This window comes from Streptomyces sp. NPDC093018, from assembly GCF_040684035.1.
Taxonomy (GTDB): domain Bacteria; phylum Actinomycetota; class Actinomycetes; order Streptomycetales; family Streptomycetaceae; genus Streptomyces; species Streptomyces murinus.
Genome location: NZ_JBFBFF010000001.1, coordinates 283,403 through 302,226, shown reverse-complemented (window position 1 = coordinate 302,226; position 18,824 = coordinate 283,403). Strand labels below are relative to the sequence as shown.

The 18,824-nt window shown below is 73.3% G+C and carries 19 protein-coding genes and 2 pseudogenes; 11 read left to right on the top strand and 10 right to left on the bottom strand.

What is annotated here, in order from left to right:
* Positions 1-31: 31 nt before the first annotated feature.
* On the bottom strand, positions 32-1,156 hold the full coding sequence (locus AB0N90_RS01295; protein ID WP_361669772.1) for a PLP-dependent cysteine synthase family protein: 1,125 nt from the start codon (positions 1,154-1,156) through the stop codon (positions 32-34).
* A 313-nt stretch (positions 1,157-1,469) separates the two neighbouring features.
* Between AB0N90_RS01295 and AB0N90_RS01290 the strand changes: the two genes are divergently transcribed.
* The 5 genes from AB0N90_RS01290 (at position 1,470) to AB0N90_RS01270 (ending at position 5,234) form a co-directional block, all read left to right on the top strand.
* Positions 1,470-1,793 carry a hypothetical protein gene (locus tag AB0N90_RS01290; protein ID WP_085563057.1) on the top strand — a complete coding sequence of 108 codons (324 nt, stop codon included), beginning with the start codon at positions 1,470-1,472 and terminating at the stop codon, positions 1,791-1,793.
* 592 nt (positions 1,794-2,385) lie between these two features.
* Positions 2,386-3,003: an ATP-binding protein gene (locus AB0N90_RS01285; protein WP_365192179.1), complete on the top strand. Its 618-nt coding sequence runs from the start codon at positions 2,386-2,388 to the stop codon at positions 3,001-3,003.
* 131 nt (positions 3,004-3,134) lie between these two features.
* Positions 3,135-3,713, top strand: coding sequence for a TetR/AcrR family transcriptional regulator (locus tag AB0N90_RS01280; protein ID WP_365192178.1), 579 nt, complete (start codon positions 3,135-3,137; stop codon positions 3,711-3,713).
* A 43-nt stretch (positions 3,714-3,756) separates the two neighbouring features.
* The gene (locus tag AB0N90_RS01275) at positions 3,757-4,335 is read left to right on the top strand and encodes a DUF4865 family protein (RefSeq protein ID WP_365192177.1); all 579 of its coding nucleotides are present in this window, start codon (positions 3,757-3,759) and stop codon (positions 4,333-4,335) included.
* Positions 4,329-5,234, top strand: a complete 906-nt coding sequence (locus tag AB0N90_RS01270) for a phosphotriesterase (RefSeq protein ID WP_365192776.1) — start codon at positions 4,329-4,331, stop codon at positions 5,232-5,234. Before AB0N90_RS01275 ends, AB0N90_RS01270 begins: the two co-directional genes overlap by 7 nt.
* A gap of 355 nt (positions 5,235-5,589) precedes the next feature.
* Here the strand turns inward: AB0N90_RS01270 and AB0N90_RS01265 are convergent, their stop codons facing one another.
* The 3 genes from AB0N90_RS01265 to AB0N90_RS01255 are packed head-to-tail and all read right to left on the bottom strand — an operon-like array spanning position 5,590 to position 8,852.
* On the bottom strand, positions 5,590-6,828 hold the full coding sequence (locus AB0N90_RS01265) for an ROK family protein (protein ID WP_361669763.1): 1,239 nt from the start codon (positions 6,826-6,828) through the stop codon (positions 5,590-5,592).
* 47 nt (positions 6,829-6,875) lie between these two features.
* Positions 6,876-7,598 (bottom strand): alpha-ketoglutarate-dependent dioxygenase AlkB, encoded by a 723-nt coding sequence (locus AB0N90_RS01260; protein WP_365192176.1) that lies wholly within the window; start codon positions 7,596-7,598, stop codon positions 6,876-6,878.
* A gap of 15 nt (positions 7,599-7,613) precedes the next feature.
* The gene (locus tag AB0N90_RS01255; protein WP_365192175.1) at positions 7,614-8,852 is read right to left on the bottom strand and encodes an MFS transporter; all 1,239 of its coding nucleotides are present in this window, start codon (positions 8,850-8,852) and stop codon (positions 7,614-7,616) included.
* Between the two features lie 88 nt (positions 8,853-8,940).
* Between AB0N90_RS01255 and AB0N90_RS01250 the strand changes: the two genes are divergently transcribed.
* Positions 8,941-9,924 carry a winged helix-turn-helix domain-containing protein gene (locus AB0N90_RS01250; protein ID WP_365192174.1) on the top strand — a complete coding sequence of 328 codons (984 nt, stop codon included), beginning with the start codon at positions 8,941-8,943 and terminating at the stop codon, positions 9,922-9,924.
* A gap of 171 nt (positions 9,925-10,095) precedes the next feature.
* The gene (locus AB0N90_RS01245; protein WP_365192774.1) at positions 10,096-11,229 is read left to right on the top strand and encodes a methyltransferase; all 1,134 of its coding nucleotides are present in this window, start codon (positions 10,096-10,098) and stop codon (positions 11,227-11,229) included.
* On the opposite strand, the gene AB0N90_RS01240 is transcribed toward AB0N90_RS01245, so the two are convergent.
* Together AB0N90_RS01240 and AB0N90_RS01235 are read right to left on the bottom strand one after the other, a co-directional pair.
* A complete protein-coding gene (locus AB0N90_RS01240; RefSeq protein WP_365192173.1) occupies positions 11,216-12,091 on the bottom strand; it encodes a class II fructose-bisphosphate aldolase in 876 nt (291 codons plus the stop codon). The genes AB0N90_RS01245 and AB0N90_RS01240 overlap by 14 nt on opposite strands.
* Positions 12,092-12,316: 225 nt before the next feature.
* Positions 12,317-13,192: pseudogene (locus AB0N90_RS01235) on the bottom strand (SIS domain-containing protein); the annotation flags it as partial.
* A 149-nt stretch (positions 13,193-13,341) separates the two neighbouring features.
* On the opposite strand from AB0N90_RS01235, the gene AB0N90_RS01230 reads away from it, so the two are divergent.
* The gene (locus AB0N90_RS01230; protein WP_365192172.1) at positions 13,342-14,121 is read left to right on the top strand and encodes a DeoR/GlpR family DNA-binding transcription regulator; all 780 of its coding nucleotides are present in this window, start codon (positions 13,342-13,344) and stop codon (positions 14,119-14,121) included.
* Positions 14,122-14,137: 16 nt separating this feature from the next.
* Here the strand turns inward: AB0N90_RS01230 and AB0N90_RS01225 are convergent, their stop codons facing one another.
* Positions 14,138-14,536 carry a luciferase family protein gene (locus AB0N90_RS01225; protein ID WP_158101463.1) on the bottom strand — a complete coding sequence of 133 codons (399 nt, stop codon included), beginning with the start codon at positions 14,534-14,536 and terminating at the stop codon, positions 14,138-14,140.
* 178 nt (positions 14,537-14,714) lie between these two features.
* Entirely contained in the window at positions 14,715-15,572 is an 858-nt protein-coding gene (locus tag AB0N90_RS01220; protein ID WP_365192171.1) for a sigma-70 family RNA polymerase sigma factor, read from the bottom strand.
* 78 nt (positions 15,573-15,650) lie between these two features.
* On the opposite strand from AB0N90_RS01220, the gene AB0N90_RS01215 reads away from it, so the two are divergent.
* Positions 15,651-16,001, top strand: a complete 351-nt coding sequence (locus tag AB0N90_RS01215) for a DoxX family protein (RefSeq protein WP_365192170.1) — start codon at positions 15,651-15,653, stop codon at positions 15,999-16,001.
* A gap of 25 nt (positions 16,002-16,026) precedes the next feature.
* Here the strand turns inward: AB0N90_RS01215 and AB0N90_RS01210 are convergent, their stop codons facing one another.
* Both AB0N90_RS01210 and AB0N90_RS01205 read right to left on the bottom strand, forming a co-directional pair.
* Positions 16,027-16,524: an NUDIX domain-containing protein gene (locus tag AB0N90_RS01210; protein WP_365192169.1), complete on the bottom strand. Its 498-nt coding sequence runs from the start codon at positions 16,522-16,524 to the stop codon at positions 16,027-16,029.
* A 158-nt stretch (positions 16,525-16,682) separates the two neighbouring features.
* Positions 16,683-17,405 (bottom strand): GntR family transcriptional regulator, encoded by a 723-nt coding sequence (locus tag AB0N90_RS01205; protein ID WP_361669740.1) that lies wholly within the window; start codon positions 17,403-17,405, stop codon positions 16,683-16,685.
* 110 nt (positions 17,406-17,515) lie between these two features.
* Here AB0N90_RS01205 and AB0N90_RS01200 point away from each other — a divergent pair.
* Both AB0N90_RS01200 and AB0N90_RS01195 read left to right on the top strand, forming a co-directional pair.
* Positions 17,516-17,889, top strand: a pseudogene (locus AB0N90_RS01200) (hypothetical protein).
* Between the two features lie 34 nt (positions 17,890-17,923).
* Positions 17,924-18,802, top strand: a complete 879-nt coding sequence (locus AB0N90_RS01195; protein ID WP_365192168.1) for a hypothetical protein — start codon at positions 17,924-17,926, stop codon at positions 18,800-18,802.
* Positions 18,803-18,824: the final 22 nt, after the last annotated feature.

Here is an 18,824-nt window from a genome sequence, read left to right as displayed (position 1 = left end):
CGGCGCGGGCGCGCCCCCCGGTGCCCGTCGCTCACTCGGGCCAGACCCCGGTGGCCAGCAGCGTCTCGATCGCCGTCGTGTACGGCGCGATGTCCAGACCCTGCTCGGTGAGCCACGCGTCCGAGTAGTACTTGTCGAGGTACCGGTCGCCCGGGTCGCACAGCAGGGTGACGACGCTGCCGGTACGGCCCTCGGCCACCATCTCGGAGACGATCTTCAGCGCGCTCCACAGTCCGGTCCCGGTGGAGCCGCCCGCCTTGCGGCCGATGACCCCTTCCAGGGCCCGTACGGCGGCGACGCTGGCCGCGTCCGGGACCTTCATCATCCGGTCGATCGCGCCGGGCACGAAGCTCGGCTCCATGCGCGGCCGGCCGATGCCCTCGATCCGGGAGCCGCAGTCGCAGGTGACGTCCGGGTCGCCGCTGGTCCAGCCCTCGAAGAAACAGGAGTTGTCCGGGTCGGCGACGCAGATACGGGTGTCGTACTGCATGTAGTGCACATAGCGGGCGAGCGTCGCCGAGGTACCGCCGGTGCCCGCCGTGGCGACGATCCACGCCGGCTCCGGGAAGCGCTCCAACTCCAGCTGGCGGAAGATCGATTCGGCGATGTTGTTGTTGCCGCGCCAGTCGGTGGCCCGCTCGGCGTAGGTGAACTGGTCCATGTAGTGGCCGCCGGTCTCCACCGCGAGGCGGGCGGACTCCTCGTACATCTTCCGGGAGTCGTCCACGAAGTGGCAGCGGCCGCCGTGGAACTCGATGAGGCGGCACTTCTCGGCGCTGGTCGTGCGGGGCATGACCGCGATGAAGGGCACCCCGATCAGCTTGGCGAAGTACGCCTCGGAGACGGCGGTGGAGCCGCTGGACGCCTCGATCACCGGGCGGCCGGGGCGGATCCAGCCATTGCAGAGGCCGTAGAGGAACAGGGAGCGGGCGAGGCGGTGCTTGAGGCTGCCGGTGGGGTGCGTCGACTCGTCCTTCAGATACAGGTCGATGCCCCAGCGCTCGGGCAGCGGAAAGCGCAGCAGGTGGGTGTCGGCCGAGCGGTTGGCATCGGCCTGCACCTTGCGGACGGCCTCTTTCAGCCAGTCCCGATAGGCGGGGTCGGTACGGTCGACATCGAGGGTGGCGCCGGTCCTGGCCTGGTGGGTGATGCTCACGTCGGTGCTCCTTACGCTCTGCGCCGACGGCGCCTCGGGCGGGCCGGCACTTTCGAGCATAGGCATCTTTCAGACCGCTTCCCACCTGCATAAACGCATCTTTGGGCGGCCCAAAGGGACCCTGGGGCACAGGCGTACGAGCGGGTCGGGCGCGCCGTCGCGTGTGCTCCGGGCCGCTGTCGTGCGCGCCCCCGCGCGCACTGGTGCTCCGCCCCGCGGCGCGGCAGACTGCACGCGTCGGGACAAACGTCCCGTACGCGGACGGGGGCGCACACCGGAACACGGGAACACGCGCGCAAGGGGGCGGCGAGGGATGGCGGAGCCGGAGTTCACGGCCAAGGGCGTGCGGATCGGGAAACGCATGCGCTCGCTCACCCGGGCCGGACAGGTCCGGATCAATGACGGCAGGGTGGAGTTGCTCAACAGTTACGGCAGCGAGATCGACAGCGCGCCGGTGCAGGCGGTGCGCGCCTCCAAGCCGTGGTTCGCCCCGGACGACAAGGCGCTGGCCGACATCAACGGCCAGCGGTACCTGCTGACCCTGGCCGACCAGGACCCCGCCCCGGGCGAGACGGGCACCCCCGCGGCCCGCCGCTTCATCGAGGCGGTCCGCCGGGCGGCGGGCCGCGGCGGCTGAAGGGAGCCGAAGCCCGCGGCGGGCTCGGGCGGCGTGGGTCGCCCTAGGGTGTCGTGGGGTGTCGTGTCGTGCGTGCGGCAGGGAGCGCGTGGCATGTCATGCCGGGGAGGCGTACGTCGTCAGGGCGGCGCATCGTTCGGGGCGGCACCCGGTGCCCCGTCCCCCGGCGCGAAGGAGCGCGCCATTCGGTGCGCATGTCACGACGTCCGACGGGCACTCGGCGTCCCGGACGGCATGCGATGTCCGGACGGCGTACAGTGTCGGGTCGGCACGCGGTGCCCGCAGGCCGGGCGGCCCCAATCCGCAGAGGGGCACCCGGTGTTCGGGCGATCGGCACAGCGCCGGACAGCGGCGATCAGGGCACCGGAATCCACCATCCGTATCCATCCGGACGCGGCGAGTTGCGTCGCCCCGCCCCCTGCGCCACGCTGGTCTCACGTCACTCTGGGTTTACCGGCGACAACGCTGCGAACCAGCCCGCCGGCCACCGACAGCAGGCGGCCGCTTTCCCGGGGCCGGGGGGTCTGCTGGATCCGTTGTTCTCCGTGTTTTTCCGGTTCCGTTCCGGACCTCACATCGGGGAGTCGCAGCCGTGATCAGTCACCCAAGCAGGCACTGCACGGTGGAGCTCCAAGCCCTGCCGTCGCGGATCGGCCAGGTCCGCAGAATCGTATCTGCGCAATTGCGCTACTGGCATCTGGATCCCTTGATAGACCGAGCCGCGCTCGGTGTGACGGAGCTGCTCAGCAACGTCCACCGACATGCCAGGCCCGACAAGTCGTGCACCGTCGAGCTGGAGCTGCGACCGGACCGGCTCACCGTGTCGGTGCGCGATCACGATCCCCGGTTGCCGGTACCCGCCGACGACGCGGACATGGACGCGGAGGACGCAGAGGACACCACACCGCTCGCCACCTGCGGGCGGGGCCTCGCCATGGTCGCCGCGGTCAGCGAGAGCTGGGGCGCGCGGCCGGACGGCGAGAACGGCAAGGTCGTCTGGTTCACCCTGCCCGCGACGCCCGGCCTTCCGGCCCGCGTGCCGCACCGCACCCCGGAACACCAGCCGACGCCCACCCCGGTCGCGACGGGTGCCGTCGGCACGGCGGTCCCCGCGGCCCCGCCGCGGGCCCCGGTTCCGGCAGCGGTCACGACCGCCCCCGGCGCGCAGGAACTGGCCGCCACCCACCCGGTCGCGGCGGGCACGGGCTGAACGAACCGGACCGGTGGGCAGGCGTACGGCGGCACGGGTGCCCGGCGAGCGGCGACGAACCGCCCGCCGGACATCCGCACGCCCACGGGACGAGCGCCTCCGCATCCACCAGCATTTCTGTATCTACCAGTATGTACACTGATCTCATGAGCACCTCCGAACGACTCATCGAGTCGACCCGCGACCTGCTCTGGGAGCGCGGCTACGTGGGCACCAGCCCCAAGGCGATCCTGGAGCGCGCGGGCGCGGGCCAGGGCAGCATGTACCACCACTTCAAGGGCAAGCCGGATCTCGCCCTGACGGCGATCCGGCGCACCGCCGAGCAGCTGCGGGCGACGGCCGAACGCTCGCTGGAGGGTCCCGGCACACCGTACGAACGCATCGAGGCGTATCTGCGCCGCGAGCGCGAGGTGCTGCGCGGCTGCCCGGTCGGGCGGCTGACCATGGACCCGGACGTGATCGCCAGTGACGAGCTGCGCGCGCCGGTGGACGAGACCCTCGCGGCGATCCGGGAGCGGATCGCCGGGATCGTCGAAGAGGGCAAGCAGCAGGGGCAGTTCGCGCCGGAGCTGGACGCCGGGCGGATCGCCGCGACGATCCTCGCGACCGTGCAGGGCGGCTATGTGCTGGCCCGCGCCGCCGGTTCCCCCGCCGCCTTCGACGCGGCCGTCGACGGGCTGCTCGCCCTCCTCGCGCCCCGAACCGCCTGAGCCGCCCGAACAGCCCGAACAGCCTGAGGAAAAGGGCCATTTGATGCATGCCATGCAGTACGAGGTGACGCTGCCCGCGGACTACGACACGGGCATCATCCGCTCCCGTGTCGACCGCCTCGGGCATCTGCTGGACGACTGGGAGGGGCTCGGCCTCAAGGCGTATCTGCTGCGGGAGCGCGGTGTGCACGGCTCACCGGTCAACCAATACGCGCCGTTCTATCTGTGGCGCACGGTCGAGGGCATGAACCGCTTCCTGTGGGGCGGCGGGTTCCAGCGCCTGGCCGATGACTTCGGGCGTCCGGCCGTACGCCAGTGGACGGGGCTCGGGTACGCCGAGGGCACCGGCGCCCGTGCCGCGTTCGCCGTGCGGCACAGGCAACCGGTCCCGGAGGGGGCGGACCTGCCGTCCCTGATGGCGGAAGCGGCGGGCGCCGCCGAGCGGTTGGCCGCCGAGGACGGTGCCGTGCTCGCCGCGACGGCCGCCGACCCGCACCGCTGGGAACTGGTCCACTTCTCCCTCTGGGAGCACGACACCCCCAAGGCCGAGGGCGAGCTCTACCGGGTGCTGCATCTGTCCGCCCCCGGCCGCGACCGGCTCCCGCGCGGGCGGCACTGGTGATCCGTACGGTCCTCGGTGACATCCGCCCGCAGGAGCTGGGGGTGTGCGACGCGCACGACCATCTCTTCCTGCGCAGCAGGCAGTTGCCGGGCAGGGAACTGGACGACGTCGCCGCCGCGCGGGCCGAGCTGGAGGCGTTCCGGGCGGCGGGCGGTGCCGCCGTCGTGCAGTGGACACCGCACGGCATGGGCCGCCGCCCGGCCGATCTCGCGATCCTGTCCCGGGCCACCGGGGTGCACCTGGTCTGTGCGACGGGGCTGCACCAAGCCCCGCACATGGCACCGGAGTTGCTGGAGGGACTGCGCGGCCGGCTGGCCGAGGTCTTCGTCACCGAGCTGACCGAGGGCATCGGTACGACCGGTGTGCGGGCCGGGCTGATCAAGGTGGCGGGCGGGTTCCACACGCTTGACGCGCACGCCCGCTGGACCATGGCCGCGGCGGCCGAGGCGCACCACGCGACCGGCGCGCCGATCGCCGTCCATCTGGAGCTGGGCACCGGCGCCCTCGACGTACTCGACCTGCTCTGCGGTGAGTTGGGCGTTCCGGGTGAGCGGGTGATCCTCGGCCATCTGAACCGCTTCCCCGATCCGGTGACGCAGCGGCAGGCCGCCGCCTCGGGCTGCTGGCTCGCCTTCGACGGCCCCTCGCGCGCCCATCACGCCACCGACTGGCGGATGCCGGCCGGTGCCCGCGCCCTCGTGGAGGCCGGCTTCGGCGACCGGCTGCTGCTCGGGGGCGACACGGTGACCGCGGGGGCCCGCTCGGTCGACGGCGGCCCGGGGATGCCGTACCTGCTGCGGCGCCTGCGCCCGCGCCTGGCGGCGGAGTTGGGCACGGAACTGGTCGACCGGATCCTCACCGCACACCCGGGGAAGGCATTCTCCGTCGACTGGGCGTGACGGTCCGGGCATCATGTCCGGTATGACGCCGGCGCACCACGAGTGGATCACCGTCGCCGCGTACGAGAACGTGCCGGGCCGGCCGCGCCCGCTCGCGGCCGCACGCGCTTGACCGCGTGAACGCGGCATCGACCGGATGCCGTTCGGGCCCGAGGAGATCGGCTGGGGGCTCGCCCGCGGGATCGGCGCCGACGGCCACGGGCACGGCTGGTACGACGTCCGGGTGCGCGCCGACGCCCTGTGGCGGCTCGGTCCGCACCCCGGTCGGGCCACGGCCCGGGTCGACGGGCCGTCCCCGCCCGGCCGGTGGCATGCCGGGGCCGAGCGGCGCGGACGGCTCCCGCCGCCGAGGTGTTCAGCGCAGTGCGGCCAGCGGGTCGTCCAGGACCGGCTGCCAGGCCAGTTCGGCGGCGCCCACCAGGCTGTTGTGGTCGAGGGTGCACGGCAGGATCGGGACGCCGCCGCTCTGGCCCCACAGGCTGCGGTCGGCGACCACCGCGCGCAACCGGCTCGGATCGGTGTCCAGCAGCGTGCGGTGGAGGCCGCCGAGGATGATCCGGTCGGGGTTGAGGATGTTGACGAGACCGGCGAGTCCGAGGCCCAGCCGGTCGATCAGGGCCTCGGCGGCGCGGCGCACGGCGGGGTCGTCGTACTGGTTGCGCAGCAGATCGTCGGCCTGCTTCAGGAGCGAGTCCTCGGGGCCCGGTTCGCGGCCGGCCTCCACGAGCAGCGCCAGCGGGTCGGCCTCGACGTCCAGACAGCCCCGGCCGCCGCAGTGGCAGGGGCGGCCCTCGGGGTTGACGGTGAGGTGCCCGACCTCCAGGGCAAGCCCCGAACTGCCGGTGTGCAGACGGCCGTCGAGGACGAGCGCGCCGCCGACACCCCGGTGCCCGGTGGCCACGCACAGCAGATCGCGGGCGCCCCGGCCCGCGCCGTGCCGGTGTTCGGCGAGCGCCGCGAGGTTGACGTCATTGCCGGTGAACGCGGGCCCCGGGATGCCCGCCGCGCGCACGCACTCCTCGAACAGCCGGCGGACCGGCGCCCCGACGGGCCAGGCGAGGTGCAGCGGGTTGAGGGCGAGGCCCTCGGGCTGGGCGACGGCGGACGGCACGGCGAGCCCGGCGCCCACACAGCGGCGGCCGGTGGTGCGCAGCAGTTCCGCGCCCGCCTCGACCACCGAGCCGAGCACCTTCGCCGGGTCGGCGGCCACGGTCTCGCAGCCGGGCGCGGTGGCCACGATCCGGCCGCCGAGGCCGACCAGCGCGGCCCGGAAGCCGTCGGCGTGCACCTGCGCGGCCAGCGCGACCGGGCCTTCCTCGGCGACATCGAGCCGGTGCGAGGGGCGGCCCTGGGAGCCGGCCGCGGCGGCGGGGCGGGCGTCCACCCGGATCAGGCCGAGGGCCTCCAGTTCGGCGGCAACCGCGCCGGCCGTCGCCCGGGTGACGCCGAGTTCGGCGGTGAGCACGGCCCGGGTCGGCGCCCGTCCGGTGTGCACCAGTTCAAGGGCGGGTCCGAGCGCGCCCCGGCCCCGGTCCAGCCGCGCCCTCGTGGGGGTCCTCTCCCCCGCCGCCCGGGGTTCCGCCTCGCCGCTCATGAGGGCGAGTCTCCCATGATCCGGATCGCTCGTGGCCCGTGCCGCCGTCACAGCCCGCTCACCCGCAGTGTGATGTTCAGGCGTCCGGCCAGCCCCAGCCAGGGCGGTGCCGTGCCCGGGTGGACCCGGGGCACCCCGTGGTAGGCGGTGCGGGCGGGGCCGCCGAAGACGAACAGGTCGCCGCTGCGCAGCTCGACGTCGGTGTACGGCCGGGTCCGCGTCTCGGTGTTGCCGAACCGGAAGACGCAGGTGTCGCCGAGGCTCAGCGAGACCACCGGTGCGTCGGCCCGTTCATCGCCGTCGCGGTGCATGCCCATGTGAGCGGCGCCGTCGTAGAAGTTGATCAGCGCGACGTCGTACGGCGGCCCGGGTACGGCCGCCGGTCCGAGCGCGTCGGCCACCGCGCGCCGGGCCGTCTCGCCGAGCCGTCCGGGGAAGGGCTTGACCGGGGCGCCGTCGCCGTCGATGGCCGTAGGGGTGTACGCGTAGGGGTACTGATGGGGGCCGGGGCACCCGGGGTTGTCCCGTACGGGCCGTCCGCAGGCAGGACAGGCGCGTACGACGCCCCAGTGCAGGCCGAGGCAGACCTGGCGGGCGGTCATGGTGCCGCCGCCCGGGGTACGCACCGTGCGCAGCCCGGCCGGGGGCCGTGCCCAGTCCCGGCAGGCGGCGAGGAGTTCACGCTGGCGCTCGGCCGGCAGCCAGTCCGGGACGTGCGCGGCGCCCGGTGCGAGCTCCGCGCGCTCCCGGGGGAACAGTTCCGCGTCCACGTACCCCATCCTGCCTCACGGAGCCTGCCGCCAGCCGAGGATCCAGCCCGCGGTCAGCGCCGCCGCGCCGCCCGCCAGGGCGATCGCGCCGCCCGTTCCGATGCCCTCGGCCACCGAGCCGAAGCAGACCGGGCCGATGCCCTGGAGCGTCATGTTGCCGGAGCCGAGCAGTCCGAAGGCCTGGCCCTGGCCGTCCTGCGGCAGGGCGTCCAGGAAGGCGCGTTGCAGACCGAGGCCGTAGGCGAAGCCGGAGCCGGTGAGCAGCAGCAGAGCGCACGAGACGCCCACGCCGGGCTCGGCGGCGAAGCCGATCAGCGGCAGTCCCATCAGGACGACCAGCGGGACGACCAGCCGCTCCCGGGTGGACGGCCGCAGCAGCCGCCCCACCAGCAGGTCGCCGATCAGCATGCCGACCGGCAGACAGCCCATCAGCACCGCGTACCAGCCGGGCGCGAAGCGCCGGCCGCCCGCGTAGGCGACGATCAGTCCCTCCGCGCCCGCCACGAACGCCGACGGCAGCCACTGGGCCAGCATCAGACGTCGTACCGTACGACCGCGCAGCAGCAGACCGGCGCCGCGCAGGCTGGCCCGGACGGCACCGCCGTCGCCCCGCGCGCTGCCGGAGGTGCCGTCGGACACCCCCGGCTCCAGCCGGGGCAGCCGCAGGCGGACGGCGAGCGCGCAGCCGAGGTAGAGGGCGGCGCTCACCGCGAGCGCCCGGTGGACGCCGAGCACCGCGACGGCGGCGCCGCCCAGCGCCAGGCCGAAGAGCTGCGCGCCGGAGGAGGCCATGTTGTTCAGTGAGCGGCCCAGGACATAGGCATCGCCCTTGAGCCATCGCGCGACCAGCCGGCTCGACGCGCCGCTGAACAGCGGGGTGGCGAGGGCGATCAGGGCCACGACGCAAAGACTCGCCGCGATCGGCATTTGCACCAGGGCGAGCAGCACGGCGGCGGCGCACTCCAGGCCGTAACCGCCGACGATGAGCGCGCGGGGCGGCAGCCGGTCGGCCAGGGAGCCGAGCAGCAGCGAGCCGAACAGCTGCGGGAGGAAGCTGATGCCGAAGGCCAGCGCGCTGAACAGCGCGGAGCCGGTGGCCGTGAAGACGAGCACGGAGAACGTGGTGATCCGCAGCGAGTCCGCGGTGATCGCGACGGTACGGGTCGTGAAGAGCAGCCGGAAGCGTGGCTCGGCCAGCACTTCACGGTAGGTGGCTCGATGGTCGCCCTGGACGGGTTCGGCGGTGGTGGTCACGCCGGACAGCCTCGGCGGGCGGCCCCTTGGGCTCCAATGATTCGTCCCTGGACGAATCGAAGCGGGCGTCCCGCGGTAGCGTGACGGGGTGCTCCGCTTCGAAGTCTCCGTCGAGGACCTGCTGCGCAGCCGGTTCGCGCTGTCGCCCGCGATGGAACTCTCCGCGCTGCTGCGCTCGCTCACCGACCGGAACCGGCCGCTGCCGCGCGCCTGGGCGGCCCGGCTCCGGCCGGCCTTCGAACGGCTTCGCCGCGAGACCGAACTGGACGCCGTCCTCGCCCTGCACACCGCCCGATCCGGCGCGGACTTCGTCGCCCCGCCGCCGCGCGGCCTCGGCCAGACCTGGGCGGACGACCTGGCCGCGATCCGGGCCACTCCCGCGGCCGCGGCCCGCCGCGAACTCCTCGCCGCCGCGGCCCGGCCGACCGGCCGTGCTCCCCGGGTACGCGCGGTGCTGGACTCGGCGGACGCGGTCCCCCGGATCGCCGCGGCGATGGACCGTGCCTGGCGGGAGCTGCTCGCCGCGGACTGGCCGCAGCTGCGCGCGATCTGCGAGCGCGATGTGGTGCACCGGGTGGGGGTGATCGGGGAACACGGCTGGGCCGCGGCCATCGAGGGCCTGCACCCGGGCATCGCCTGGCGCGCGGGCGGTATCGAACTCGGCTTCTTCCCGGCGGGTGACACGGTCCGCCTGGTCGGGGACGGGCTCCTGCTGATCCCCTCGGTCTGCGTCGGGCCGTCCGTCGCCGCCCACTTGGAGGACCCCTGGCCCAGGACCCTGGTCTATCCCGCTCGCGGCACCGCCGCCCTGTGGGACGCGCCGGAGGCCGCGCCCGGACCGGATGCGCTGACCGCCCTGGTCGGCCGGGCCCGGGCCCGGCTGCTGATGGCGCTGGACGCCCCGGCCAGCACCAGCCATCTCGCCCGGAGCCTCGCGATGGCGCCGGGCGCGGTGGGCGACCATCTCGCCATCCTGCGCGCCGCGGGGCTGCTCGTGCGGGCGCGCTCCGGACGGTCGGTGCTCTACCGGCGCACCCCGCTGGGCGAGGCGCTGGTGGGCGGTTCGGGCTGAGGGCGTGGATCGGCGCCCCGCCGATATCGGTACGAGGAGAACACAAGCCGACAAGCAGTCTTTCTCGGTGGCCGCTCCTTGTCGCCCCTTGTCCGAGAAGTCTCCATGGGGCCCCGGCCGTACAGGTCCTGATCTGCGGTTCAGCTAGCCTGGGGCGCGATGAGCGACCGTATGACGACACCGTGGGGCGAGGTCGAGCTGTCCCGCTTCCCCGAGGATCCCCGCGACCGGCTGCGTGCCTGGGACGCCTCCGACGCGTATCTGCTGCGCCACCTGGCCGACGAGAACGTGCCGCTGACCGGCGCGGTGGTGGTGCTCGGGGACCGCTGGGGCGCGCTGGTGACGGCGCTGGCCCAACACCGGCCGACGCAGATCACCGACTCCTTCCTCGGTCAGGAGGCGAGCCGTGCCAACCTGGCGCGGGCCGGTGTCGAACCGGGCGCGGTGCAGCTGCTGACCACCCAGGACGAGCCGCCCGAGCGGATCGACGTCCTGCTGGTGCGGGTGCCGAAGAGCCTGGCGCTGCTGGAGGACCAGCTGCTGCGCCTGGCGCCCGCCGTGCACCCGGGCACGGTGGTGATCGGCACCGGCATGGTGAAGGAGATCCACACCTCCACCCTTCAGCTCTTCGAGCGGATCCTCGGCCCGACCCGGACCTCGCTGGCCCGGCAGAAGGCCCGCCTGATCTTCTGCACCCCCGACCCGGCGACGGAGCGGCCCGCGAACCCATGGCCGTACCGCTACGACCTTTCCGCCGGCGTCGGCGCGATCTCCGGCCGCCCGGTCGTCAACCACGCGGGGGTCTTCTGCGCCGACCGGCTGGACATCGGCACCCGCTTCCTGCTCCAGCACCTGCCGGCTCCCGGCCCGGCCCGGGTGGTGGACCTCGGCTGCGGCAACGGTGTGGTCGGTACGGCGGTGGCGCTGGCCGACCCGGCGGCCGAAGTGCTGTTCGTGGACGAGTCGTTCCAGGCGGTGGCCGCCGCGGAGGCCACCTACAAGGCCAACGGGGTACCCGGGCATGCCGAGTTCCGGGTCGGCGACGGGCTCACCGGGGTGGCCCCCGACAGCGTGGACCTCGTCCTGAACAACCCGCCGTTCCACTCCCACCAGGCGACGACGGACGCGACCGCGCGGCGGATGTTCACCGGCGCGCGGCGCGCACTGCGGGCGGGCGGCGAGCTGTGGGTGATCGGCAACCGGCACCTGGGATACCACATCACCCTGAAGCGGGTGTTCGGCACCTGCGAACTCGTCGCCAGCGACGCGAAGTTCGTGCTCCTGAAGGCGGTCAAGAAGGGCTAGCGGCTCCGGCGGCGCCGGTCACGACCCCGATGAGGCGCCGCACCTCCAGGGCCATCGCCTCCCGGCCGACGCTGAGGTACTTGCGGGAGTCGACCGCCTCCGGGTGCGCGGCGAGGAACTCCCGGATCGCGCCGGTCATGGCGATGTTCAGCGCGGTGCCGACGTTGACCTTGGCGATGCCGCCCGCGACCGCCTCGACCAGTCCCGCGTCCGGCACGCCGGAGGAGCCGTGCAGCACCAGGGGGACGGACAGCGCGGCGGACAGCCGCTTGAGCAGGGCGTGGTCGAGGGCGGCGGTGCGCGTGGTCATGGCGTGCACACTGCCGACGGCGACGGCCAGGGCGTCGACCCCGGTGCCGCCGACGTAGTCCCGCGCCTGCGCCGGGTCGGTACGGGCGCCGGGCGCGTGCGCGTCCAGCGGGGGCCGCCCGTCCTTGCCGCCGACCTCTCCCAACTCGGCCTCGATGTAAAGCCCTTGGGAGTGCGCCCAGTCGGCGGCCGCCCGGGTCGCGGCGAGATTGTCGGGGTACGGCAGCCGGGCCGCGTCGTACATCACCGAGCTGAACCCGGCGCCGGGGGCCTGGCGCAGCAGGTCGTCGCTCTGTACATGGTCCAGGTGCAACGCGACGGGTACGGCGGCCCGTTCGGCGGCGGCGCCGGCCGCGCGGGCGAGCGGCAGCAGCCGTCCGTAGCGGAACTTGACCGCGTTCTCGCTGACTTGCAGGACGACGGGGGCGCGTGCCGCCTCGGCACCGGCGATGACGGCCTCGATGTGTTCCAGCGTGATGACATTGAACGCGGCGACGGCCGAGCGGTCTTCGACGGCGCGGGCGACCAGCTCGCCGGTGGGCGCGAGGGGCACTTCGGGTGTCCTTCCGGGGCGCGGTACGGCGGGGACGGGTCAGGCGGGGTCGGAGGGGTCGGCGGAAGCGGAGGAGGCGGCCTCGGGAGCGTCACGGGGATCGCGGGGCCCGGGGACCTCAGGGGACCCGGCGGAGCCGAGGACCCCGGCCGCACCGGCGGAATCAGCCACATCGGCCACGCCCGCCACGCCCGCCGCATCCGCCGCATCCGCCGCATCCGCCGTGAGGATCACCGAGCGGGTGAGGTGGCGCGGCCGGTCCGGGTCGAGGCCGCGCGCGGCGGCGACGGCGACCGCGAGCCGCTGGGCGCGGACGAGTTCGGCGAGCGGGTCGAGGCCGCCGTCGACCCACAACCCGCCGGTGTCGCGGACCTGTTCGGCGAGCCCCTCGGGTGCCTCGCCGAACATCCAGGTGGCGGTGCCCTTCGTGGTGATGCTGATCGGGCCGTGCCGGTACTCCATCGCCGGGTACGCCTCGGTCCAGGACAGGGACGCCTCGCGCATCTTCAGCCCGGCCTCGTTCGCGAGTCCGACCGTCCAGCCGCGCCCCAGGAAGGTGAACTGGGTGCAGTCGACCAGGCCTTGGGGCAGCCGGGTGGTGAGCGCGGTGCGGCCGTCGGCGACCACGGAGTCCGTGTGCAGGCCGAGGTGGGCGCGCAGCAGGGTGAGGGCGGTGGTGGCGAACCGGGTCTGTACGACGGATCGTTCATCGGCGAAGTCCAGCACCACGAGATCGTCGGCGGCGCTCATCACGGGCGTCGCGGGGTCGGCGGTGACGGCGGTGGCGCGGGTCGCCGTACCCCGCAACCGGCCCAGCAGTTCGAGCACTTCGGTGGTGGTGCCGGAGCGGGTGAGGGCGATCACCCGGTCGTACGACCGCCCGTACGGGAACTCCGAGGCGGCGAAGGCGTCGGTCTCGCCCTGCCCGGCGCCCTCGCGCAGGGCGGCCACCGCCTGCGCCATGAAGTACGAGGTCCCGCAGCCCACGACCGCGACCCGCTCACCCGCCGCCGGCAGCGCGTCCCGGTGCCGTCCCGCCTCCTCGGCGGCCCGCGTCCAGCACGCGGGCTGGCTGTTCAGCTCGTCCTCGACATGGGTCATGCCCACACCCTCCCCTGGCCTGGCTGATTGTTCCTGCAAGATATAGCGAGCTTTCGAGCACAATCAAGCATTCTTGTGGGACCGGGGGCGCACTACGGGGGTGCGCTAGGGTCACCGATCGGGGAACGAATGGAGAACGGAGGCCGCGGATGTCCCGGGACGCCCGGTGGAAGGCGCTGCTGGAACTGCTCGTGGAGCGCGGCCGGCTGGACGTCGAGGAGGCGGCGGCGGAGCTGGCGGTGTCGGCGGCGACGATCCGCCGGGACTTCGACCAGCTCGCCGAGCAGCAGATGCTGGTCCGCACCCGGGGCGGCGCGGTGGTGCACGGGGTGTCGTACGAACTCCCGCTGCGCTACAAGACCGCCCGCCGCGCCTCCGAGAAGCAGCGGATCGCCACCGCGGTGGCCGATCTCGTGGCGCCGGGCGAGGCGGTGGGACTGACCGGGGGTACGACGACCACGGAGGTGGCCCGCGCCCTCGCCGTGCGCGGCGATCTGGCCACCGGCTCCCCGGCGTTGACCGTGGTCACCAACGCGCTGAACATCGCCAATGAGCTGGCCGTGCGGCCCCAGTTCAAGATCGTGGTCACCGGCGGGGTGGCCCGCCCGCAGTCGTACGAGTTGATCGGACCGCTCGCGGACGGGGTGCTCGGGCAGATCAGGCTGGATGTGGCGGTGCTCGGAGTGGTCGCCTTCGACGTGGTGCAGGGCGCGGCGGCGCACGACGAGGCGGAGGCGGCGATCAACCGGCTGCTGTGCGAGCGCGCCGAACGGGTCGTGGTCGCCGCGGACTCCAGCAAGCTGGGCCAGCGGGCGTTCGCCCGGATCTGTCCCGCGCACCTGGTGGACACCCTGGTGACGGACACGGCGGTCGACCCGGAGGCGGTCCGCCGCTTCGAGGAGGCCGGGATCCGCGTCGTCGCCGTATGACGCGCGAGCCGTCGGGCTACCAGAGGGCGCCGCGATCCACCTTCACGAATCCCGCGCCGCGCTGGTCGTTGCAGCCCATCAGGGGGCGGTCGACCGTGTCGGGCGGGAACTGCTGCGCCTGGAGGGCCACGCTGACCAGGGTCAGCAGCAGATCGACATCGCTCGCGGCGTCGAGGCGCAGGGTCACCCACGGCGAGCCGGGCACGATCCTGATCACGCCGGAGCGTTTGAGGTCCCTGGCGAACCGCCGGATGGCCCGGTCGGTCAGCCGCAGATCGACATCGCGGTCCGAATGGAAATGGACGATCTCGCCCTTGGCGGACACCACCGCCTGTCCCTGACCGCAGCTCGGCACGGCCTGTCTCAGGTCCGGCCAGGTCGCCAGTTGCGCGCATGCGCGCGAGGCCAACGTCATGGGCCCATCATGACGCGCTCACCCCGTTGCAACCAGCGCGTGAGCAAGCATTAACCGACCTGTATCCGGACCGGGTTGCCGCGCCCATACACGCGTACGAACACAACGCAAGCGCCCGGCTTGCCAATTCGGCCCGCCATCCGGCCAAACCCCCACGTCCGGACCCCGCTTAACCGGTTCATGGCTCCACTCGCGGCGTGAATACATCCGTGGGCCGTACCGGCCGCAAGGTGATCCGGGTGACCTGGCCGCGTTCGGTGCCGATGTGGAGGACGGCGAGCGGATGGCCGCCGGGTGCGATGAGGTGTGCGGGGGCGCCGTTGACGGTGAGCCGGCAGATCGCTCGGATACGGTCGGCGAAGCGCACGGTCTCGGTGGCGATGGCGGTCGCGCCGGTGACGACCGTACGCGCTCCGGGCGCAAGGAGTGCCGCGTCGGCGTCGCGCACGCTGTCGGGGGCCAGGAGCCGGATCATCTCGCGGGTGTCGCCGGTGCGGGCCGCGGCCAGGAACGCTTCGACGATCTCGCGGTCCGGTACGTGTCGATGCGTCTCGACGGGTGCCGGGGAGTGCAGGCGCTGCCGGGCCCGGCTGGCGTGCTTCTTGGCGCCGGGTACCGTCACGTCGAGGACCTGGGCGATCCGGTCGAACGGCACGGCGAACAGATCGTGCAGGACGTAGGCGACGCGCTGGGGCGGGGTCAGTTGCTCCAGGAGGACCAGCAGAGCGCGCGAGACGTTCTCGGTCCGCAGGACCGCTTCGTCGGCGGACAGCTGCTCGGCCGGGATCGCGTCCGCGAGCAGCGGTGCTTCGCCGCGCCGACGGCGGGCGCGCAGTTCGTCGAGACAGACCCGGGCCGTGACGGTGGTCAACCACCCGGCCGGATTGTCGATCCGCTCCGAGCGGTGGCCGGCGGTGGCGCGCAGCCACGCGGTCTGGACGGCGTCCTGGGCGTCATGGACCGAGCCCAGCATGCGGTGGGCGACCGACAGCAGCTGGGGCCGGGCGGCCTCGAAGTCCTCGACCGTGATCGGCACGGGTGTCACCTTTCGGAGTTCGCGAACGTCAGGAGGGTCGGTTCAGCCCGTCCCTGTTCGCACCCCGAGGAGACCCTCATGAGTCTACAGATCGCGTTCGCCCTGACCGTTCTGTGTGCCGCCGCCAACGCGTTCATCGCGATCGCCGACTACCGGAGGGCCCGGTTCGTGTCCGCCAACGCCGCCCTGGTCGGTGTCCCGCCCACCGCCGTGCCCTACCTGGCCACCCTGAAACTCGCCGGCGCGCTCGGCCTCGCCGCCGGACTGCTCGGCGCGTCCCGGCTCGGCCTCGCGGCGGCCGCCGGCCTGACCGCGTTCTTCATCGGCGCGGTCATCACCCACGTCCGTGCGCATGTCCTGCACAACATCGCGTTCCCGGGCGGGTATCTGCTGCTGGCCGTCGCGGCGACCGTCTACTTCGCGCGCTGAGCCCGGGGGCCGGTCGTCGCCGCGTTCACAGACCGAGCCGCACCACTTCGCCCGGAGCCCGGCCGGCGATCAGCGCCGCCAGCGGTGTGGCCAGGTCGCGCGGGGAGAACAGGTCCGTACCCCGGTATCCGGCGATGTCGTGCAGCTCCCACCAGCGAAAGCCCTCGATGTTCTCGGCGGCGAGCTCGTCGTCGGACAGTGCGCCGCGCGGGTGGAACGACGCGGTGCGCACGAGGAAGTAGTCGTTGATCACCCCGTCATGGCCCACCGCGTGTCCTGGGTCGACGACCTCTTGGTGCCAGACATGCGGCGGCGCGCCGTCAAGGGCGAGCCCTGTCTCCTCGCGCAATTCCCGGCGCAGCGCGGCGAGGGCGGACTCGCCACGCTCCACACCGCCACCGGGCGCCGCCCACACGACGACCGGCCCGTCCGGCTGCGGAATGACAAACCGGCACAGCAGGACGCGGTCGCCCTCATCGAGAACGATCGCCCGGACCGAACGACGCAGACGCACCGGGGCCATCGGCGCATGCTAGCCGTCCGCCCACGAGCGGGAAGCCCCCTGGAAGCGATCACCCGCAATCAGCCAAGCACCGGCCACGCCCGAGCCACGCTCACGGGTCGTCAGTCATCGCCTGGCAGCCGGACAGCAGGGCAGCAGGGCAGCAGGGCAGCCGGTGCTCAGAACCTGCTCTGGATGCTCCGCCCCGAATCGTCGGCCCGCCCCGAATCGTCGGTCAGAGCGGCCGCGGTCAAGGTGAGATGCCGGACCAGGACCTCGGCCGCGGTGTCGGCGTCGCGGGCCAACGCGGCCTCCTCCAGCCTGCGGTGTTCCTCGGCGCCGTCCCGACCGGGGTCGCGGTGCGCCGACCAGCGGCGGGCCAGCTCGCTCGCGGTCCACAACCGGTCGAACGTCTCCAGCAGTGCGCGATTGCCGCACGCCTCCAGCAACGTGCGGTGGAAGGCCCTGTGCGCCTCGGCCCAAGCGCCGGTGTAGTGCTCGCCCTCCTCCGGCGCGTACGCCGGAGTGCGCGCCAGACGATGGTGGGCAGCCCGTACACGGGCCTCCCAGTCGACGTCGCCACGCTCGATCGACATGCGCAGAATGGCCGGTTCGACGGTCCGGCGGGCCTCCGCGATCTCCTGCCAGCGGCGGTCGGAGAAGGACGGCACCGCGAAACCGCGGTTGGGCAGCCGGTCGGCGAGCCCCTCGCCGACCACCCGCACGAGCGCCTCGCGCACCACGGCGAGGCTCACGCCCTGCTCCTTGGCGAGGTCCTGCGGCTTGAGGGGGGCGCCGGGGGCATGGTCCCCGCGCATGATCGCGTCCCGCAGGTGCGCGTAGACCTGCTCGGAGAGCATCTGCTTCCCCGGCGGGGTCGAGGAGGGCGCCGTCTGAGTCATGCGCTCATCCTAGTCGACGGATAGACGATTCCTTGGATAATCGATTATTGCTGCTAGAGTCGATTTCGTACTCGACCAAGGACCTCATCGTCCGGACAGGAACGACCGCTGTGCCTGCCAACAACACCGCTGTACCTGCCGACAACCCCTTCGCCCGCCTCCCTGAGGCGGCTTCCTTCACCGTCACCAGCACCACCGTCGACGACGGTGCCGCCTGGCCACCCGAGCAGCACTCCTCCGGCCTGCCCGGCGGGAAGGACACATCCCCGCAGCTGTCCTGGAGCGGCGCACCGGAGGGCACCAAGAGCTACGCCGTCACCGTCTACGACACGGCCCGCACCGCTACTTCGTCGTGGTCCACGCCCTCGACATCGCCTCGACAGGCGTTCCCGCCGACGCCACACCGGCCGTCCTCGGGTTCACCATGGCCGGTCACACCCTCGGACGCGCGGTGTTGACCGCCACTGCCGAGACCCCCGCCTGACCGCGCCACCCGACTCCCCGGAGACACCATCACCATGCAGCTCCACACCCTCCCCGCCCCCACCCGCCGCGGTGACGGCCCGATGGACCTGGACACCGTCCGCGCCGTCAGCCGCGCCGTCACCGCCGCCCATCTGTTCATCTATCTCGTCCCCGAGACCGCCGAGGAGGCGGCCGAGCTGGGCGTGACCGACCCCGGGCCGGCGTATCTGGCCTTCCGGTCCGCCGCGATGGGCGCGGTTCCGTGGCAGGTCACACTCGGGGCCTTCTACAACTTCAGCCCGCGGGCCGTGCGGGCCATGGCGGGCGTATGGGACGCCGCGCCGCCCGAGCAATGGCAGGCCGCCCGTTTCCTGGCCGCCGGAAGGGCGATGCGGCGCGTCGGCGTCCGCCTCACCGGCGATCACATCGCCGAGGCGCGCTCGCTGATCGACCCGGTCGTCGCCGGTGCCGACTACGCCGGCAAGGTGCTGGCCGCCGCGAACGCCTCGGTCGCACTTCCCTCCGACCCGCTCGTCGCGCTCTGGCAGCAGATCACGGTGGCGCGAGAGTGGCGCGGCGACGCACATCTCGTCGTACTCGCCGACAACGGCCTCGGGCCGTGCGACTGCCTCGTCCTGCACACCGCGACCGGCCGCCTTTCCACAGCCCTCGCGCGGGCGACCCGACAGTGGGACGACGAGGAGTGGCACGCGGCAACGGCACGACTCGTCGCACGCGGCTGGCTCGACTCCGACGCAGTACTCACCGACGCCGGCAGCGCGGCCCGCGAGCGCATGGAAGCGGAAACCGACGAGCACTGCGCCGCACTGTGGGCGCCGATCGGCAACGCGGGCGCCCACCGCTTCGCCTCACTCATCGAGCCGATCACCGACGCGTTCACCGCAGCGGGGACGTTCCAGACCGTCCGCTGACGGCCTGAGGGCCGAGGGGGCG

Excerpts from the sequence above, each read along its gene's own strand:
- AB0N90_RS01290 (WP_085563057.1), top strand. The coding sequence starts at position 1,470 with ATGGCGGAGCCGGAGTTCACGGCCAAGGGCGTGCGGATCGGGAAACGC.
- AB0N90_RS01280 (WP_365192178.1), top strand. The coding sequence starts at position 3,135 with ATGTACACTGATCTCATGAGCACCTCCGAACGACTCATCGAGTCGACC.
- AB0N90_RS01275 (WP_365192177.1), top strand. The coding sequence starts at position 3,757 with ATGCATGCCATGCAGTACGAGGTGACGCTGCCCGCGGACTACGACACG.
- AB0N90_RS01265 (WP_361669763.1), bottom strand. The coding sequence starts at position 6,828 with ATGAGCGGCGAGGCGGAACCCCGGGCGGCGGGGGAGAGGACCCCCACG.
- AB0N90_RS01245 (WP_365192774.1), top strand. The coding sequence starts at position 10,096 with ATGACGACACCGTGGGGCGAGGTCGAGCTGTCCCGCTTCCCCGAGGAT.
- AB0N90_RS01230 (WP_365192172.1), top strand. The coding sequence starts at position 13,342 with ATGTCCCGGGACGCCCGGTGGAAGGCGCTGCTGGAACTGCTCGTGGAG.
- AB0N90_RS01225 (WP_158101463.1), bottom strand. The coding sequence starts at position 14,536 with ATGACGTTGGCCTCGCGCGCATGCGCGCAACTGGCGACCTGGCCGGAC.
- AB0N90_RS01215 (WP_365192170.1), top strand. The coding sequence starts at position 15,651 with ATGAGTCTACAGATCGCGTTCGCCCTGACCGTTCTGTGTGCCGCCGCC.
- AB0N90_RS01210 (WP_365192169.1), bottom strand. The coding sequence starts at position 16,524 with ATGGCCCCGGTGCGTCTGCGTCGTTCGGTCCGGGCGATCGTTCTCGAT.
- AB0N90_RS01205 (WP_361669740.1), bottom strand. The coding sequence starts at position 17,405 with ATGACTCAGACGGCGCCCTCCTCGACCCCGCCGGGGAAGCAGATGCTC.
- AB0N90_RS01195 (WP_365192168.1), top strand. The coding sequence starts at position 17,924 with ATGCAGCTCCACACCCTCCCCGCCCCCACCCGCCGCGGTGACGGCCCG.